The 18,538-nt window shown below is 43.8% G+C and carries 19 protein-coding genes; 13 read left to right on the forward strand and 6 right to left on the reverse strand.

Features of this window, described 5'->3' with window-relative positions; genetic code table 11:
• Positions 1–6: 6 nt before the first annotated feature.
• On the reverse strand, positions 7–1,221 hold the full coding sequence (locus ACMXYU_RS14860; RefSeq protein ID WP_415899296.1) for a TolC family protein: 1,215 nt from the start codon (positions 1,219–1,221) through the stop codon (positions 7–9).
• A 483-nt stretch (positions 1,222–1,704) separates the two neighbouring features.
• Here ACMXYU_RS14860 and ACMXYU_RS14865 point away from each other — a divergent pair, with 483 nt between their 5' ends.
• From ACMXYU_RS14865 to ACMXYU_RS14895, 7 genes are all read left to right on the forward strand, one after another.
• Positions 1,705–1,887 carry a hypothetical protein gene (locus ACMXYU_RS14865; RefSeq protein WP_415899297.1) on the forward strand — a complete coding sequence of 61 codons (183 nt, stop codon included), beginning with the start codon at positions 1,705–1,707 and terminating at the stop codon, positions 1,885–1,887.
• A gap of 100 nt (positions 1,888–1,987) precedes the next feature.
• Positions 1,988–3,169 carry a tyrosine-type recombinase/integrase gene (locus ACMXYU_RS14870; protein ID WP_415899298.1) on the forward strand — a complete coding sequence of 394 codons (1,182 nt, stop codon included), beginning with the start codon at positions 1,988–1,990 and terminating at the stop codon, positions 3,167–3,169.
• A gap of 70 nt (positions 3,170–3,239) precedes the next feature.
• Positions 3,240–3,599, forward strand: a complete 360-nt coding sequence (locus ACMXYU_RS14875; RefSeq protein WP_415899299.1) for a hypothetical protein — start codon at positions 3,240–3,242, stop codon at positions 3,597–3,599.
• Positions 3,592–3,900 (forward strand): YkvA family protein, encoded by a 309-nt coding sequence (locus tag ACMXYU_RS14880; protein WP_415899300.1) that lies wholly within the window; start codon positions 3,592–3,594, stop codon positions 3,898–3,900. Before ACMXYU_RS14875 ends, ACMXYU_RS14880 begins: the two co-directional genes overlap by 8 nt.
• Positions 3,901–3,911: 11 nt before the next feature.
• Positions 3,912–4,385, forward strand: coding sequence for a hypothetical protein (locus ACMXYU_RS14885; protein ID WP_415899301.1), 474 nt, complete (start codon positions 3,912–3,914; stop codon positions 4,383–4,385).
• 68 nt (positions 4,386–4,453) lie between these two features.
• Positions 4,454–4,900, forward strand: a complete 447-nt coding sequence (locus tag ACMXYU_RS14890) for a DUF2787 family protein (RefSeq protein WP_415899302.1) — start codon at positions 4,454–4,456, stop codon at positions 4,898–4,900.
• Entirely contained in the window at positions 4,893–5,120 is a 228-nt protein-coding gene (locus ACMXYU_RS14895; RefSeq protein ID WP_415899303.1) for a hypothetical protein, read from the forward strand. Before ACMXYU_RS14890 ends, ACMXYU_RS14895 begins: the two co-directional genes overlap by 8 nt.
• Positions 5,121–5,466: 346 nt before the next feature.
• Here the strand turns inward: ACMXYU_RS14895 and ACMXYU_RS14900 are convergent, their stop codons facing one another.
• Entirely contained in the window at positions 5,467–6,252 is a 786-nt protein-coding gene (locus ACMXYU_RS14900; protein WP_415899304.1) for a hypothetical protein, read from the reverse strand.
• A 299-nt stretch (positions 6,253–6,551) separates the two neighbouring features.
• Between ACMXYU_RS14900 and ACMXYU_RS14905 the strand changes: the two genes are divergently transcribed.
• A complete protein-coding gene (locus tag ACMXYU_RS14905) occupies positions 6,552–7,148 on the forward strand; it encodes a hypothetical protein (RefSeq protein WP_415899305.1) in 597 nt (198 codons plus the stop codon).
• The gene (locus tag ACMXYU_RS14910; protein ID WP_415899306.1) at positions 7,145–7,336 is read left to right on the forward strand and encodes a hypothetical protein; all 192 of its coding nucleotides are present in this window, start codon (positions 7,145–7,147) and stop codon (positions 7,334–7,336) included. The genes ACMXYU_RS14905 and ACMXYU_RS14910 overlap by 4 nt, the downstream gene beginning before the upstream one ends.
• 68 nt (positions 7,337–7,404) lie before the next feature.
• Here ACMXYU_RS14910 and ACMXYU_RS14915 read toward each other — a convergent pair whose 3' ends face one another.
• On the reverse strand, positions 7,405–9,375 hold the full coding sequence (locus ACMXYU_RS14915; protein ID WP_415899307.1) for a DEAD/DEAH box helicase: 1,971 nt from the start codon (positions 9,373–9,375) through the stop codon (positions 7,405–7,407).
• A 366-nt stretch (positions 9,376–9,741) separates the two neighbouring features.
• Here ACMXYU_RS14915 and ACMXYU_RS14920 point away from each other — a divergent pair, with 366 nt between their 5' ends.
• On the forward strand, positions 9,742–10,356 hold the full coding sequence (locus ACMXYU_RS14920) for a hypothetical protein (protein WP_415899308.1): 615 nt from the start codon (positions 9,742–9,744) through the stop codon (positions 10,354–10,356).
• Between the two features lie 152 nt (positions 10,357–10,508).
• Here ACMXYU_RS14920 and ACMXYU_RS14925 read toward each other — a convergent pair whose 3' ends face one another.
• On the reverse strand, positions 10,509–11,915 hold the full coding sequence (locus tag ACMXYU_RS14925) for a hypothetical protein (RefSeq protein WP_415899309.1): 1,407 nt from the start codon (positions 11,913–11,915) through the stop codon (positions 10,509–10,511).
• Between the two features lie 86 nt (positions 11,916–12,001).
• Between ACMXYU_RS14925 and ACMXYU_RS14930 the strand changes: the two genes are divergently transcribed.
• Complete coding sequence (locus tag ACMXYU_RS14930) at positions 12,002–13,222, forward strand: tyrosine-type recombinase/integrase (protein WP_415899310.1); 1,221 nt, start codon at positions 12,002–12,004, stop codon at positions 13,220–13,222.
• 372 nt (positions 13,223–13,594) lie between these two features.
• On the forward strand, positions 13,595–13,984 hold the full coding sequence (locus ACMXYU_RS14935; protein WP_415899311.1) for a hypothetical protein: 390 nt from the start codon (positions 13,595–13,597) through the stop codon (positions 13,982–13,984).
• An 81-nt stretch (positions 13,985–14,065) separates the two neighbouring features.
• Here ACMXYU_RS14935 and ACMXYU_RS14940 read toward each other — a convergent pair whose 3' ends face one another.
• The gene (locus ACMXYU_RS14940) at positions 14,066–16,831 is read right to left on the reverse strand and encodes a hypothetical protein (protein WP_415899312.1); all 2,766 of its coding nucleotides are present in this window, start codon (positions 16,829–16,831) and stop codon (positions 14,066–14,068) included.
• A 422-nt stretch (positions 16,832–17,253) separates the two neighbouring features.
• Here ACMXYU_RS14940 and ACMXYU_RS14945 point away from each other — a divergent pair, with 422 nt between their 5' ends.
• The gene (locus tag ACMXYU_RS14945) at positions 17,254–17,526 is read left to right on the forward strand and encodes a hypothetical protein (RefSeq protein WP_415899313.1); all 273 of its coding nucleotides are present in this window, start codon (positions 17,254–17,256) and stop codon (positions 17,524–17,526) included.
• Between the two features lie 95 nt (positions 17,527–17,621).
• Here ACMXYU_RS14945 and ACMXYU_RS14950 read toward each other — a convergent pair whose 3' ends face one another.
• Positions 17,622–18,530 (reverse strand): diguanylate cyclase, encoded by a 909-nt coding sequence (locus tag ACMXYU_RS14950; RefSeq protein ID WP_415899314.1) that lies wholly within the window; start codon positions 18,528–18,530, stop codon positions 17,622–17,624.
• Positions 18,531–18,538: the final 8 nt, after the last annotated feature.

The raw sequence follows: 18,538 nt of genomic DNA on the forward strand, positions 1-18,538 counted from the left end.
CAATATTTATTGCTGATCTAACCAGTCTTGGAGTTGGTTGCTGATACTAAGCCAGTCAATCAGGCGGATATCGGATTCGGTATTCAAATTGATGTCTGCGGCCAGAGCTTGGTTCAGTTGCTGTAAGTTCTGCAGATAATTTGTGGTTGTCAGTTCGCCAAGCTTCCATAGCTTTTCCAATTGGCGATTCAATTGCACAAGGCTGCGTTGGCCGGGTTTTTGCCAGATTTGCTGTAATGACTGCTGTTGCTTCAAGCTGGACCAACTGCGTTCTAGCGCTGTTTCTGTATCGAGGCGTACTTGGGCCAAGGCTAAATCTGAGGTTTTGGCGCGGGCATTAGCGGCATCAACTTCAGCGCTATAGCTATTGCGAATATTCAGAGGAAAGCTGATGGAAAGTGCTATGACATCGTCATCACCATCTTGTCCAAACCCCAGCCCCAAGGTTGGTTCTGCTTTGCTCTCTTTGACCGATTGCTGCACTTTTAACTGTGCTTGCTGAGTTCTCACCCCATAAGTTCTTACAGCCAGATGCTGTTGGCTTAACTGTGTAAAGTCCGGTTGTTTAGGCAGGGTATAAGGTAGAGGTTGTGGCAAGGTTGGAATTAGATCACCCAACAAAACCGTTTGTTCAGCCTGATAGTTGTGTAAGGACTGTTGTGCAGACGCTTTCGTTTGTAATGCCTCGGATAAGGAGAGTTTTACTATATCCAGATCGATCTGGGTGGCATCGCCCGCATACAGTCTCTGTTGAGTTAGTTTGATCAGGCGTTGGCTGATCTTGAGCTGATCATCTGCGAGAGACAACAGGGCTTTAGCACGACGAGTTTCCAGCAAAAGAGTAAGAGCACTGGCTGTAATCTGATTTTCGCTTTGCTGTTGTTCCAGCTTAGTAATTTGTTTTTGTAGCGTGGCTATTTGACTGCGGGTATCTCGCTTATCAAACAGATCAATAGTTTGACTTAGTGTAGCCTGATAGGCACGTTCGTTCTTAGCTTCGTAACTAAGCTCTATTTCAGGGTTATACACAGGTTGCTGCGCAGCGGTCAGTTCGGCTTCTGCTGCGATAACTTGGCTGCCGAGTTGTTGCCATTGCGGCGACTCTGCTAGGCGCTGTTGTAACTGTTGGCTCCAGTTCCTATGCGTATCTGCAAGAATATAAGATGAGCTCGCAACCATCAGTCCAATGCCTATGGATCGAGTAATTAGTTTTAGCTTCATATAGGGTCCTGAGCACCTAGCTCTTTTTTGAGTTCAATCGATAATGCCAAGTACTCTAAATGCTGAAAATGATTCGAAACTGAAAATTAGAGTTTGAGCTATTTGGTTTCGGCTTAAATGAATGAATCCGTGTAAGTTATAACGAGAATGCAATAATCAAAAACTTATAAGCAGCTAATGCTCTGGTCAGAGGAGTAAGATGAATCGTTTCTACGAATAGATTTTGATTTTCTTAAAGAAACGGGGTGTTAGTTAAGATAGAAGTGGTTTTACCTCGGCAAATCAGGATAAATCACTTGGCAGCTCTACATCATTGGAAGAACTGAAGCACCATGACTGCCTCCATATGGGTACAAGTAAATATGGTGATTATTAAGCATTTCTTCAGAAGGAAACATTATATGCTTCAGACAGGATTGGGCTCTGATACTGCCCAACACCGAGTGTATGTTACAAACTGTATCATAGGACATGGGGATTGAGATGATCCCTGAAATATTTGCCAAACCTTATGTAACTAACAAGCAGGTTATCCGTATTGAAGGGGTAGCAGAATTTCCGCAGTTGACAGTGTATGCCATGTACCCAACCCGCAAGTACCTGCCTTATAAAGTTAATCTTTTCCTGGATTTTCTAAAGGGAAATACAACCGAGTTCTTACCTTGAAAAGGTCTGCTTCTGGCACTTTGCTGCCATCACAACTTACCGTGACAAATAGTTAAAAAACTATATATGAAATCTCCGGATATCCAATTCCGGAGGTTTCATGAATACCAGATTCAAATTCACTGACGCCCGTATCCGGGCTTTACCAACCAACCCATCAAACGCTAAGAGCACCGAACTGGAGTTCTCAGATACTGAGATCACAGGACTAAAGTGCCTCTCCAGTAAAAAAGCAGGGAGTAAGCGTTTTCTTCTGAGATATGTATTTCAATCCCGAAAACGCAGTCTGTCTTTGGGGCGCTTCCCTGATATTAATGTGGCAACCGCCCGTAAAGCCGCTCAACGCTACAGAGCAATGCTTGCTGAAGGTATAGACCCTAAAGCAGAGAATGAAGAGATCAGTAACCACCCGACTGTTTCAGAGTTCTTCTGGAACACCTACCTGCCCTACCAGAAGAAGCACACACGCTCATGGAAGCATGAAATCACACGTTTCAGCCTTCATGCCGAACCCAGATTCGGCCATATGCTCTTTAAAGATCTGAAAGCATCTCACGTTCTGCAACTTCAACTGGATCTCAACTCTGCTAATTCTCACAGGAAGGCTTTAGCTCCTGCCACATGTAATCGTGTGATAGCTGTGTTGAAGTGTATGGGGCAACTGGCACTTCGCATGGATGTTATCGATAGCAATGAAGCCATGAAGGTGAAGCAACTCAGGGAGAACAATATCCGGATGCGCTTTCTGGACGCTAAAGAGTTAAAGGCGGTGATAACTGAAGCTCGCTGTTATCCCAATAAGCAGATTGGTGGAATTATTGCCCTACTCGCTGTCACTGGCTGCAGAAGCGGAGAACTGAGATTAGCCAGGCATGAGCATCTAGATAAGCAGAATCAGATCCTCTACTTACCGATGACTAAGAACGGCCAAAGCCGTGAAGTTTATCTTTCAGATCTTGCTATGGAGATTATTAACGAGACACCACTGGTACCGGGCAATCCTTATCTATTTGCTGGTCGCGTACCTGGCAATCCAATCTCCAGCTTCCGCATCGCCTTCTTAAAAGTCTTAAAGAATGCAGGCATTAAAGACTTTGAGGGCTTAGTCCCCCACCACTTGAGACATTCTGTGGCTTCTTGCTTGGTTTCAGCAGGCAAGTCACTTATCGATGTTCAGTACCAGCTTGGGCATCTATGTATCCAATCTTCTGCCAGATATAGCAAGCAAACTGTTGAGAGACAGAGAAATGTGAGCGATGCCTTCAGCGAGCTCGTGCGTTAACCATCAACCAACCATAACTAAAGGCCTTACCTGTTTCGGGTAAGGCCTTTTTTATTGCCCGGAGAAAACCATGCAAATCACAACGACTTGGCCTGAGAAGGGCACGTTCAATTTAACTGAGGATATCTACTCTGAAACTATCAGGCATCTCATAGAGGGCTTTGATTCAGAAGATTTAGCTAAGCAGTACTGGCTAGAGATACCCACAGTCTTCATTCATCTAACAGCTGATGACAATCACAGTACATTCAGAACCGCGACTGATGAAGTTCAGGTGCAATTGCAGTTTGCCTTGGACTATCCAGAGTTCGTCGTACCGATTGGTGATGATTATCAATTGGCATTAGCGGTGTTCTCTGATGAAGGCTCCGGTATCTATCTGCTGATACATAACGACAGTCCTCTCCGTCAGGAGTTAGCTGATGTCTGATCTATCAATAGACGAACTGCTCTGCAAACTTAAACAGATTAAAGGCGCGAAAGGGCTCCTTTATAAAGCCACATTGCTCTATGTCCTCATCACGGATGCTGACGTACCCGCTAAGACAAAAGCCATCATCGTAGCCGCTCTGGTCTATCTGGTTAATCCATTAGATACAGTGCCTGATGTGGCACCCGTGATTGGTCTATTAGATGACTTGGCGGTTATCACAGCAGCACTAAAAGCAATCTCCAGCCAAGTCCGAGCTCACCATGAATCTCAAGCAAATTCACTAATAAATGAAAACTGAAGGTGATTATTATGTCCCCACAAAAATCCACCCAATCTGCTGACAACGCTACAAAGCTTGAGCAGAGAAGAGAGACCAGTAACCCTAATGAGAATTACAAAATCTTGATTGAACGAGGTGTTGCTGACAAGTTAAGCCCTAAATCGACCGGAAAGATCTACTTCCAGTTTGCCCGCCAGATTGAAGAGAAAAAGAACTACTTACAAATTTCGGATACCGATGGAGGTGGATTACATTCGCGCGAGATGATCCCCTTAGAGAAGATAATTACTACCCTGTCTGGGCAAGCTGGTCATCCGTTTAAATCCTCAGCGCTGAAGGAATGTATGATAGGCAAGTCATCCAATAACAGCTCCTTTCTCGCTGCCATTTTGCGAGCACCCGACATCCGGCTAATTAAGCCTTCTGAGAACAGTACATTTCTGCATGTCCTCGCCGATGACTTTAATAAACGTTCAACTGCTCTGCTGAAGCGGAGTTCCTAGTTATTTCCTACGCATACCACACACTTCGGCAACACCACCTTACACACTAAATCTAACAGGTTACTTCTATGAAACTGCCAATTTTAACGGACGGCTTAGTGCTGCCTGTTTCCCATCAACTGATCGAACTATTGAACGATGAATTGGATAAGGCACATCCGGGTCTAGATCCAGTAAGTGATACGACTTCGATTGTGTTCAACTTCAGAGATCCGGACTACTCACCTGAACTTGGAGGCAATCACCCTGTGGAGATTGGCTTGTCTCGCCATCAGTCCGGATTCGAACTGGATTACCTGACAGACTTTTCTTTTGTTGGATCCGGCTGGAATACCGAACTGGCTAAAGAGATAGACTTCGACATTCATGCAGACATCTGCGAAGTTCGTTATGCCAGACCTGTGACCCTGATAGAAGCCGAAGAGCTCTTCAGCACTTTTCAGGGGAACTTCATCAGCTACTACCAACTAAGCGTTTTCAACGTTGAGGTAACTGTGGAGAAAGTCGATGAGTAACAACCCTCTGATTGCAGACTTGCCAGTTGATACCTATATCAATGTAATCAGTGCGCTGTCTGCATTAAAAGAGCTTCAATCGGGTGATGATATCGGCCGATTGGATTTATCCCCCAGAGCTACTTTTGGGCTCTCATTACTGATGGCTTGCGTCATTAAAGCGATGGAGTTTGAGCAGCAGAGACAATCCGAAAACGAACCAGAAAAAGTAAGTTTATAGACCGGAGCGAGCGCCAGCTCGCTCCCCTACTTCTTTTTTCTCTTGCGCCGCGCCAAGCGGCGCAACAAGATATGAAGAGCTTCTTCTCTCCTCAATTTATCCTTGAAGTGAATTTCTAATCCCTTGCCTTCGGCAACTGATCACTTAGTCTCAGTCAGTCTCGCTAAGTAGTCTTTTTATTCATTATTTTTAAGGGGAACTGACTGGCATTAGCTGTCTAACTTTCCAATGAACTCATAGAACGTCTCACCAATCTGTATAAGATTTATAACCATAATTTTCAGCCCTGCTATGGACTGAAACGGGGCATAAGTATGCCGCTAATATCAGTTGGAAATAGTCAGGATTAAATATCTTGCAGTGCTCTTTTTATATACCCTGCATCCACCAACTCATCAGCATCAAGATCTAAAGCACAATTCATAATTTCCGCCAATGCTGCATGTGACAGTTTAAATGCCTTAGGTATAAGGCCATTATATCCTTGGCTGTTCTCATCAATTCCTGCGAATAATGCACGAAGGAAGTCTTTCTTTGACTCTCGGATAGAAGTGGTTGAAGCATCCGTTAGCGGATCAGCTGCGGTGATCTCAGCACTACCCGCATCATTTGCAATCACATTTATTATATCTTTTAGGCTGGGCCAATATTTGAAGTCGAATTGCCTCCTTAAACACTTCAAAGGTTCTTTTAAAAAACCACCAAACCGAGGATTATTAAATGAAGCCCTCTCTATTAAGTTCGCAATATGGAATTCACTATTACAATAGAAACCTGAAGAGTTATTCAGCTCGTCACGCCTCTCTAATAAACAGGACAATTCAGCAGCAATTTCAGTTATTTTTGCATTTGTTTCGATAAGGGATTTTCTGCCTTCTCTATAGGCTCTAGTTTTTTCGGGATTCCAAAACGCAGCCCTGCTTAAAACCAACGACAGAAATAGATCAATCTGTTGGTAGTTCAGTTTATCAACAAGCTCAGAGTAGACTATTGCCATATTTTCTCTTTGTTCTAGCAATCTATCTATGACTATGTTCTCACTGGGAAGGATTGAATGCTCAATATTGTAACTCTTAGATTGAGTTAGAATGTCCTCGCATTGCTGAATTGCTAAATGCTCTGATTTTGCCATCAAGTGTATCTCCTTATTTATCAATACAACGTAATCCTACTTGTAGCTGTTGGCGCTGTCGGTACCTAGAATAATGATGATTTTATTAAGCTCGGGTACCTACTTTGATATTCATCGCATCACCCAAGTAAGTAATAGCCAAACCCAAATTAGACAAAAGATCACAGCATATACATCCGGAATGGAAAGCAGCAGATAATCACGAGGAAGGGCTAGTTTAGTACTAAACTTGGTCCCCGCTAGCCCAACAAATTAATAGCGGCAATTTTGCCATTCTATTAATTTGCCTGGTTATCACCATGAAGTACCTAGTAACCTCCATGAAAGGAGGAGTTGGCAAGAGTTCAATCTCCGTTAACTTGTCTGCCCATACTGGAAGTCAGTACATCACTAATGACATCACGCCACCTGCGATAGAGGATTTCATACAGATCCCTCTCAACAAGAAAAAAATTCCCGCTGATCTGGCTCAACTGGAAAATGCAGTGTTTGACCTTGGGGCGCTATCTACTCTGCTAGACACAAAGATCGCGCATGCAGCCCGCTTCTGCGATGTAATCATCATTCCTACGCGTACAGATTCTCGCAGTATCGCAGCTACGCTAAAAACGTATGAATTGCTTCAGGATGCTGGTAAGCCCATTGTGATAATCATTAATCACTTCAGGGACCAGAAGAAACATGAAGCTGCGAGAGATCAGTTGTTGTCAGCCGTAGGACGAACACCTATTTACTCAATTCGGGAAACCACTTTGTTTGACCGTATAAGTCGTGACGGAATCGCATGGCTTCTTAATATCCAGAACACTAAAGGGCTCTACATGCTCCAGAAAACAGTTCAAAAACATAATGCTGTTTATGACCGTATCACTGCAATCGGAGAGCGCGGAAAATGAAGTTACAGACGTTAGCACAGCTCGAACATTCAGTTGGTGGTAGGCCGAGAGCAGCCAAGACCAAGATACGCATGAGCTTCTATCTGACAGAACAGGAGGCAGAGTTGCTAAGAATTGCATCAGAGAATGAAGCTAGGCCTGTCAGCCAGCAAGTCAGGTTGCTCATTCGCCAATTCCTCGAACAATAGCAATCAAAATGAGCCATCTAGACACAAAGTACTTAACCCGGATTCCGGGTTAAGTACATGACTGAACATTAAGCGGCGGGCTTGATTCTACGAAGCCTTTTAACTGGTTTCTTATTCTTTTTAGTATCTACCCCTGATTCCACGATTCGATATCTATAGCCATACGGGCCGATGCCGTTAAATACGATTCTGTCCTTGTTATTTGATCGCACCGGGCGCGTTGCTGTGTACTCACGAAAGATAAAGCGTACATACCGATCCGTAACGTCAAAGTGATTGTTGCGCTTTACAGTCACGCCAGAGAGACTTGAGCTGGCTACAAGATCCTTAAAATTAGGATATTGTTTACTGACTTGGCGTAATGCATTCAGTATGCATTCTCTGGCTTCATCCAAGGTCATTGCTTTACCGATAGGAACTTGCTTTAACTGGAGTAATAACGGTTCGATGTATAGGTTACTTCGAGCAGAATTGTGGAACTGCCAGATTTTCACTGCTCGATCCTGCTCTATGGCATCAAACGCCTCCCACAGATCGGGCATCACTTCTGTATGTAATTGCCACCAGTTCTGAAGAATTCCCAGCTCCAATGACTCAGGTGAAAACCGTTTAGAACACGTCGCTAATGCTTCGCTTGTGTTCATAGCTGACTGTCCCTTCTTTTGTTTTGCGATTTCCTGACTAACAGCGGATTTACAGTTATTCAATGCTCCAAACCAGTCATCAGCAATAGCTTCATAAGCGGCATCGAAGGCTGCCGCGTCTTTACCATCCCCCCCACAATCAACCTCCTCCATCTCCCAGCTTATATTGCGGAATGTACGCTTGATTGCCTTCTCCAACGTAGTGAGCGAGTGATAGCAATGATTGATATCTGCCTGATAAAGCTTAGCCATGACCCCCGCGTCGTTCGCAGCGACTTTGCCATACTTGAGTCGCAATGGCTCGAAACTGAAAAGCGCCTTTAATGTCTCATTAGCTTTACGGACTGTCTGGAGTGCGTCACATTCCATTAAAATCACTTCGGCTAACTGTTCTGCAGCATTAACAACTGAGGCATTGGATTTCATTACCTGATTGAGGTCTTTGGCTTTGCCGGTCAGTAAGTATTTCGGTAAGCAGAGCCTTACCTTCGGATTACAGTTCCTGAATCGACCGACAAACTGTCTCAACTCTTCAGGATGGATCTGGTTATTGAAGACAATCAGTTCATTGATGATTTCATCCTGAATATTGATAGCCTCATCCAGCAAACTGGTGGTGAGTATCACGTCATAGCCTTCCAGGCTTTCAGTTTTGAGCATCGCAGATACAGCTTCTGTAGCCTGTAGATCGCGATTAACCGCGAGGCAATTCAGCCCTCTTTTCTCCAGTACCTTCTGATAGGCAATGATATCTTTCTTGCTATTGATTCGGACAACGATAGGGCCGTGCTCACTACTATCGATCTGTGAGATCACCTCTTCTTCCATGGAATAGAGATCAGGGTAAAGTTCGAGCCTAATCTGTCTAGCTACGGTTTGGGTTCTGCTAACTTCTATCCATGAATCTATCCGGTAAGGAACCAGCTCAGGCGTGAATGTTGCGCTCATGGTCAGTACGTTGTTAAACCGTTCTTCCATGATGGCATCGACTATCTGGGAGACGGCTTCTGTCCGATAACTCGCGGCCTGATAGAGCTTATGAACCTCATCAACCACCAGCGTGTAATGGTGACAATGGATTTTTGATTGGATAGCTCTCAATTGGTCAAAGGTACAGACGATATTGGCTGGGTAATCACTTAACTCTGTGTTACCACCGTAGATGAATTCCATGTCTTTTCGTTCACTGTATTTGTGTTCCAACTGTTTAATCTGCGCCAGTTGAGGCACAACGAACAGGGTATTACCCTGTTGGAATAGGTTATCAATCACCCATGTAGATTTACCCATGCCTGTATCTGCACACAGATGGGTAACATAACTATCAGGAGTGATTTGAAGGTTGAGATCGCTGATGTGCTGACCATCTGTCAGCTTAAAGTGGATAGAGTTCATGCTTAGCACCTGATGTCCTATAAATCATTACAATCCCAGCCCGAACCGGTTTGGTTCTGCTGGGCAGTTATAACGATTTGTTGGTTCTTTCAGGTGCTAACTTCAGTCAAAGTCGAGTGTGTATACCTTTTCTAACTGACTGAGTAATCACATCGCTTGTGTACGATGCTTCTTGGGTTATTAGACCTACCAAAGGGAACCCTTATAAACCTCACCGCCGTTAATTGGCAGGAGCCATTACTGATCTTGATAGATGTTTGATAAGGATCAGTAGAAACCCATGGACTTTATTTATATCTCACGAAATACTGCACCGACGTAAACACAGTATTTCAATTCCCCTTCCATGGAGTAAGGAGACTATTCGTGAGCACATCCCTTCTATCGCCGTTAAGTGCCTACCTCGAGAAAAACACACGTGCATTTGGCTTATCCGTGGACAAAGTTCTGAAACGAGCGGAGAAAATTCAGGTAGATGATAACGGTATTGTTTCCTTCGAGATGGAACGGCACAGCGGTGTAGGCGGCTCAAGGTCTGAACAAGGTTTCAAGATGTCTGCCATGATCACGCGCAGATATCTGTACAGCTTCAATCCCAGTAATGATGAGCTAACTGAAGAATCAATCGGTGAACCTAGCTGGGATGATACTAGCTGGGACTGGGATGATCTTGCAGCGGATAACATGGAATATGCGGTTGAATTTTCATTTGAGGAAACCGCTCCTAGCTCTTTTGAATTTAGGGATTCGGCTAGTGGCTTTACTGCCCAAGTTTCCTCACCTGAAGAGGCGATTACTGCATTCAGTAATGTACTTAATGGTTGGGATTTCTCTTCTTCATTTGAAGAGCTCGAAGGCATAGATACAGAGACTAAGGGCTTGTTATGCGACCGGTTAAAACAAGCCTGTCTTGAATACGCGACTAAGCCGATTACAGAAGCTTGGGAATATCGAGAGTTGCTGGAAGACGACGAGTATTGACGGCATAAACCTGAAAAGATTTGAAAGGTACCAACACCGGCTAATCTGGTAGCCATTAACATTTTTTAGGCCGAGCGTACTTTTATTACCTCTTGATTTTCAATCAGTTATACGTTTTTTGAATTGTTTTATAGGGGTATATATACATGTATTCAAAATTCTTTCGCGATTTGGTTATCAATCGTGGGTAATACACGTAGCAACTCGTCTTCTCTAGTATCGTAATTCCCATAGATTGCAGACTCGAAATCTTCCTGTAATCCGCTACTCTCGTAACTTTCCGTGCTCATCGACTGGATAGTTTTGTTATTCGTGTGCTTTTTCAGTCCGAGTGCTAAGTCTGACCATACTTCAGGGAGTATCAGTGTTGGTGACGTAATTCCCTTTTCATGCTCTTCACCATTTGTCCACCTTGGCACACGAAAGGTGATCGCTGTACCACTGGTCATCGGGCATAAATACGACAGCATAATTCTTAGCTGTTTTGCAGTCCTAAACGTAGACGTAGGGTCTTTTTCTTTCGGTAACCCTAAGCGTACAGAAGTGTATTTGGGACACACTACGGTGGGAGCTAATGCAGGAAATGTTATTGCATCAGTTTTATTTTCTGTCATTAACCCTAAGCGTTTCAGTGTCATATCTGGGATAGAGTAATAAAAAGCTGATTTGCTATTGGGTTTAATTCGCGTCGGCTTTTTAACTGAACCTAGAGCCTCAATCTCGCTTTCAACCATGGCTATCCGTTGAGATAACTCTTTCACCTTTCGTTGATGAGCATTGAATTGTGCTTCTGTTTCCCGCTTCCCTTTTAAGGCTTGAATCTTAGCCTGGAGCCGCTGTAACTGATTTTCTTCGAGTTCAACTTTTCTTTTTTGCTTTTTTGCCCACCCCTTGACGTCTGCACCATCCAGATAAGAGAAGTATTTGGATAACTGAAATGAAGCTAGGAGTTCTTGGCAAATCCGGCTTCCGTTTCTTGCCGATTGCTGAGCACTCACCATCCCTAAAAACTGCAGCGATAAATAAAGGCGTACCGCTATATTTGCCCTATCAGCTCGGGATAATAATTTGCTTGCCAATAGATCCTGCTCTTCCGGTAGCTGGATTGATATAAAGTCCCAGTTGGACTCTGATCCCGTTATTTTCTCCGGCACCTCCTGCGCTGTTGTAGGTATCAGGATGGTAACTGGAATTTCATCTTCAATACCTAGCCAGTCAGGACAGATGATATTAGCACAGTGATCAAGCTGCTTTGCGTAAGCGGATTCATCTTGGATTACTAATTCACCGTCGTCTTTTACCCATCTTGCAGTTAGTTGGCTTTTTTCATGAACCGTTTTAACCGGCGGTAGCTTCTTCAATTCCAGGGCTGACAGGTAATTCGATACTTGATCCACCTGTTTAACAGGCCTGTTCTCTAATAGATCCAGAAGATTACTTGGGAACTCTTCAATGCCTAATGTCGCACGTAAGAGCTGATGTAGGCTCTCGTCCAAGCGTAGCTGTTTCAACGCTTTCTCATGAGGTTTTAGTGCCTCAGTACTATCAATACGTGCCATTACCCTTTTCTTCCCAGAACCGACTCAGGATCAAAAGATAGCATGAGTAAATTTTGTATTTCACTGATTTGAACAGGAGATACGAGATGTATTACGACATCAAGCTGACGAAGAAGGCTCTGGATAATATTGAGCGAATTGATGATAAGGATACGGAGTACCGGGCAATAGGTAAGCATCACTTGCGCGTGAGAGTACATAAAAACAGGGTATCACTTGCTGTTAGAGCGAATATCAACAACCGCCGTCCTAGTAAAACTCTGGGTACATACCCTGAAATGGATCTAAAGACCTTTGAGAGGTTGGGTGACGAATGGCTTCGACAGCAGAAGAATATCCAAGGTCCTGACTATAGCTGTGTTACTTATGATGAGTTTTTCTTCCAGATACATCTTGAGTACGTGAAACAGCGTAATACCGACTGGAGGAAGACAGAACAGCAATACAGGCATTATGTTCAGCCTTATCTGGGTTCTGACGCATTCACAGAGCTGCCAACTTTCAGCTGCCTGAAAGTGCTCAATGCCATGCATCAAAAAGGCTTATCCAATGCCACAATCAACCGTGTCCGATCATTGATGCATCGCTCGTTTTCGCTGGGTATTAAATTCGGGGTAGTGAATCGTAACCCATGCTCTGCTATTGAGAAATTCACAGAGGATAATGTTGTAGAACGGATTTTAACTAATGAGGAACTACCAGCCTTTTTAGTTGCCGCTTTGGAAGAAGTTGAGTCTATTCACGTTCTCGCTCTGTTGCTCGCGCTACTCACCGGTGGGCGAATTGGGAACATTATCTCGCTGCAGAAAGCTGACTTAATGCCTGACCTGTCATCTCTGACGTTCACTAAGACTAAGAGCAAAAAGAAACAGGTGGTTCCGCTATCAGATCAGGCAAGATGGGTGTTGAAAAAGGCTCTCAGTCTATCACCATCAGATAGTCCCTATGTTTTCTCGTCACATAGAGGAGAGGCTGGCCATATTAAATATCCCGTAGGTGCGTTTAAACGTATCTGCGAGCGTGCGCAGATCGCCACGACAGGGGCTAAGTATGCCATTAACCCCTTATTTCCTCAGGCACCGTTAACTATTCACTGTTTGCGTAAAAGCTTTGGGTCAGCAGTGCAGGAGCACACTAACGATATCCATTGCAGCAGCAAACTGTTAGGTCACAGCAGCGTTGATGTTACCTCCAGTCGCTATGCATTCTTTCAGCAATCAACTCTGAATGCTGCAACTCAGGGGGCTGCATCAGTTATCACTAAAGACCTCCCCAATTTCCCCAAAATCGACTCAGGATCTCACTAGCTCTCTAGCAAACTAGCCCCTGTACCAAGTATGGAGACAGGCAATGTGTAGCTGTGAAGACACGATCCTATATCTGGACGGAGTCTCTGTAATAACAGGGATTCCCGTCTCGACACTCAGGACGAATCACTCAAGAAGACCGTGGGATAGTCCCCCGTTCTTCAAACTTGGCGGAGCTAAAAACTCCCCACTAGTTATCAGGAAATCCGCTCTCTGGAGATGGATTAAGGAACAGGAGGAAAAAGAGCAGCAGAGGACTGAAGAGCTGAAGCTGCAGAGAAGTAAACCGGACCTTTCAGCGTTACTGGAAAGTAGCTCTAGAGGTTAACAGTCATGATGCGGTGGTTTTCTATTTATTGAAGGAGAATCATTATGGCTCGTAAAAAAATTAACACTATGCTGAAAACCACTGATGGGGTTTTCAACACTTTGAAGGCGGATGTTGTTACACCTACTGATAAAGGGGTAGCCATCCTTAACGCGAACGGTGATCTAATGTGCTGGATTGAAGTACAGGACCCCGATCTACGTAAAGAAGTCAGTAAATTGGTTTCTGATCGCGTTTATAGTGGAAATATGGGTGATAACGTAGAACCAATCGACTGGGAAGCATACGGCTTAACAGTAAAAGGTAAGAAAGCAGAATCTAAGAATTCTGAAAATGAAGACTCAGCTACAGAAGCTACAACTGCAAATGCAGATGCCACAGTTGCAGTTGCAGGCTCTGAAACTGAAGTTGAAGCTGATACATCCAGCTTGTAAAGCTGGGCATTAAAACTACCCACCGCATCAGATTACGGCCCATTATGGGCCGTTTTCTTTTAAGCTGAAGCCACATGGCCTTTATAGCTTTTCTGCTATCTCACCTCTTTGTTCTTCAACGAACATCGGTAAGTAATCGAAGTCAGGGAATTCACTCAGAATAAATTTGAGAAAGCGGATCGTCCTGTCAGTTACTGGGATGATCCCATACTCAATCACTCTGGCTTTTTGTTGCCCTATTTTCTTATCAGTTGTTTCATAACCTTGAGTGGCAAGAAGGCTTGCAAGCTGTTTATAGGTGCCTCTTTTTTTCAAGTTAAGAAGCTGGTTCGTATAAACCCTTAAGAACATTTTCATGAAAAATTGGTCTAATGTTTCACCCATACGGGGGGAGACCCGAGAACTGCTCGTATACTTTGCGATCAATATATATTCTTCTAATTTTTCCCAATCTTTCATGGTCTTAAGGCAATTCTCTTTACGCCAGTGCTCTAAACGTTGGCGGCAGAATTCACCATCTTCACGCTGTTTATGTGGAACACTATCAAATGCGATGTGTGTCTTACCCCTAACGCTTACCATTCGAGGGTTAGTCAATTGGCGCTTAAAATCTGGCTCCAGATTAAGCAGAATTTCTTTTGTTTCACTGACCATATCCCGATCAAACAGGAACTGCTGGCGACTAGATGTGAGTGCTGTATAAGGCACCTTATCTTCTGGCTTTCGATTTAGGTAAAGGTCTAACATGTATTCATGCTGATTCTCGACATGGCTAGGAACCTGAATGCCTGCTTTTGCTATTACAGGTTCAAATCCATCTTCCTCTTCAGCAGTTAACTGCCCTCGAGTTTTCATTGCTATAAGCTGTTTAACCCTGTGTTTTAACTCTAGGATTTCACCGCCGTCAGAATCAATCTTGTGATACAGCTGCCTGAACCTGGAACAGATAGGTCCATCTAATTTGATTTCCCCCTTATCCAAATCTGCATTGGTGAGGAAGCCATCTGTAGTAACGCTGACAACCTGTTTATCTTCAGATATACCATTCAGCATCTCTGACATTAACGCCCTAGCGAAGCCAGTTACATGCGCTGCGAAGTATGGATTAGTTATCTGGGAGGGCTGGATTTTACTGCTTATACCCTGTGCCACATCGAATGCAGTTTTGCCTGAAAGCCCCTGTGCTAGCTTTCCGTATAGGCTGTTACCTATTTCTTTCCATAAACGTTCTTCGAACCCGCCTTTAACATGCTTATTACGGCTTTCCCTGACTAACTTCATGAAGGGGGTGAAGACGCTTTCTCCCTCACCCTGCCACGGGATGATAAACCCCTGTAAGACAGTGAGCTCACACTGCATATCCAACGCGACAGCGATTTCAGGCGCGGTGCAATATGAGATACCTTCTAGAGGGTAATAAAGTCCATATTTCTCAGTATTTACCGGTAAGCAGGGGAAGCGCGTACCTTCCGGGAACTTAAACTTTACTCTGGCTAGGGCGCAGACATCTTTCGCCAACTTTTCTGGATTTTTCTCTATGTATAACCGGTCATAATCCAGTGGACGGCAATCATTCAGGATAACGGTGTAACAGGAAGGCGCATCGTAATCATTCCATTGACCTTCTTCTGTAGGTCCCGTCATGAAACACTCATTACGTCCGCCGTGATAGCACTCAATTGCAAACTGCTCGAGTATGGCTCTTGCAGGCTCAGGGGCATCCCCTTTAACTGTGCGGGGCTTTCCACCAGCTTTTGGCCATATAGTTTTAGAGAGTTCCCTTATTCCGAATGCTTTGCGGTAATCATCCCCTAGCTCACCTAAAAACTTCTTCGTCGCCATACCGCCGATTGTGTAAGGCAGTGATTTAAGGTTTAGATCATCCACAACGAAGTAGATCATTTTCAGCAGATGTAAGTATGAGATCTCGGCATCATTGATAGCATACTCTTTGAATAGTTCAGGCTTCTCTCGCTGAAATTCATCCATTCGCTCAATTGAGTATGGTGGCTGGATTTCTAGCTTTTCTAAGCCCACCAGCTCGCCAACATCTGCTAACCCCTTACCTGCAGGTGATAACAACATGCTGTCGTAAAACAGAACTTCTACAGTGCGTTCTTTACTGTTTGAGTCATATCTAGTGAATTCTTCATGCGTGACAATACGATCGGCTAACTCATCAATGTCCACGCCATATGTATCACCTAAACTAGCTACCGATTTTCTTACGCCCTTCACCTTGGTTTTAATATCAGTAAATGCGTCTGAGAGGGTGAATAGATCAGCTCTGAGGAAGTGGGCGCAGAACAGGAGTGATTCAGGCCATGAATCCAACGTTTCTTCTGCTAACCCATGTTCAATGGCTGTTATAAGCAGCTGAGCAAGCTTTATACGACCGTCTTTGCCTTTACTGGTAGTCTCAATAATCCCGGTCGTATAGTTCTCATCCACTCCTATAGCGTATGTATAACAGAGGATGATGTTATCTCTGCCGTTTTCATGCAGTACGTATTCAGTATCTATCGCTAAGATCGGGATATTCAACCTGTCGACATACTTGCGCTTTTTCTTCTTAGGAACGATTTTATCCAGACTGAACTCGCCATAATCGAATTTCCAATTTTGCGAATCAGGTAACTTGAATTCATCACTAAAGGTGAAATCTGAGCTTTCAGGGAATTTGAACTCTGGTGTGGACAGCTCTTGATTTTGAGGCCCCGGCTGTTTGAATCCCTCATAAAAGCTGTGGCCTGAACTGTCAGGACTGGCATTCTCTGAAGTAGAACGCTTTTTCTTCTTTGCTAATTCGTCTAAAAGCTTGGCGAGTTTTGGATCGTCTATGTCCATTGAGCATCCAGTAAAACAACAGGCGAAGGAAAAGAATGATCCTATTCTGATTCAATTTACATAGCTATCTATCAATCGCATTAACTGAAACCCATTGATTAAAATCAGAAAAATACCTAGATCTATATGGGTACTTATCCGTTATGATATTCGTACCTAGCAAGATGGAGAATTTGTCATGGAAGACATTAAAGATTGTGATTGTAACCACCCACTTAACAAGCACAGAAGACTTGCTCAATGCCTTTCCCTAATCAGCAGCATTCCCGACAGTAGTATCTTCAGATGCAGCAAGTGCAAGCGATTCTGGATGTATAGTCAGGCTGATGGCTGGGACTGTTTAGACATTGCGGATGTCTGGGGCTTAGAAGCTTCTGAATCAGAGTCTGATACTCAACTGAGTCAGGACAGGAGCCCTCTTTATGCCTAATTGGTTGGCAGACATTCTGTACATTGTCATCATGTCTAAACGCATTCAGCGAGTACTTATAGCCGGTATGGTGTGTTCTATTGGGGTAGCCATCGTTGGTAGCATATTAATATCCAACTTCGAGTTACAGGGGCAATTTAAAGCCTTGGAGGCAGTAATTTCAGAGAAGTTCATGCGTAAGTATGACAAGCTGGCGATACTGATCCTGCTGTCTTCTTGGGTCGTTGCAATCAAATATTACTTAAAGGATCGACACCGTTTCTGAAGTGAACTGCTGCAGAGTTAGATCTGTCTTTTTTAAGCGATGATTGCAATATAATGAATGAAGCTATTGTGATCAATTAGCTGCTCCCCTGATACTTACCACACAGCTTCGTCGTATATCAGAAATTGGTTAGTACCTTTTTCCTTAGCCTTGTACAGCGCTCCATCAGAAAATTTAATCAATTCTTCCTTATCCGTAGTATGTATCGGGGCAAGACTAACCCCAATACAAGCCCCAACCACGACTTCTTTCCCCTGAAGCACAACAGGGGTGGAAATATGATCAATTATCCGCTGAATCAGAACCTTTAGTTCATCAAGACTATGTGGATTAAAAACGATGATGGCAAATTCATCTCCCCCCAATCTAGCTGGTGTGTCGGTGGTTCTGATGTGAGTACAAATTTTGTGTGCCACTGACTTAAGAAGTTCATCACCAACTTGATGCCCATAACGGTCATTCACTACCTTAAATAAATCTAAATCAATACTCAGTAACGCCACTGTTTGCTGGCTACGCTTAGATAATCGAATACGGTCATCTAAAATCTCGTTAAACTTATACCTATTGTAAAGACCTGTTAACTGGTCTGTTGTTGCCATCTCTACCAGCTTTTCTTCTAAGGCCTTCTTCTCTGTAATATCTTCTATTACAAGTAGTATTCTGGGAGTTGAATAATTGGGAGATACAACCCTTCTGGCGTTCAAACGCATCACTTTCTTCCCGATATGGGAAAACTCATGCTGAATCTCGTACCCCTCTACGCACTGTTGGCTTGGTAATATTTCATTCAGGAGACCGATAAGGTCTGCGATGTTCCATTGTCCATTGCCTAATGCATATAAGTATTGATCAACAGTTTCTTCTTCAGTGACATAAAACGACTTATAAAAATTTTTACTCGCATACACAACCCGCAAATCACCATCGAGAACCAACAAAGGATCTGGAATAGTGTCTACAATCTCCTCCATGAGATAAGGGTCATTCAGGGTCTGAATCATTATTTCGT

This window comes from Neptuniibacter sp. QD48_11 (assembly GCF_047778095.1).
In the GTDB taxonomy this organism is placed as follows: Bacteria; Pseudomonadota; Gammaproteobacteria; order Pseudomonadales; family Balneatricaceae; genus Neptuniibacter.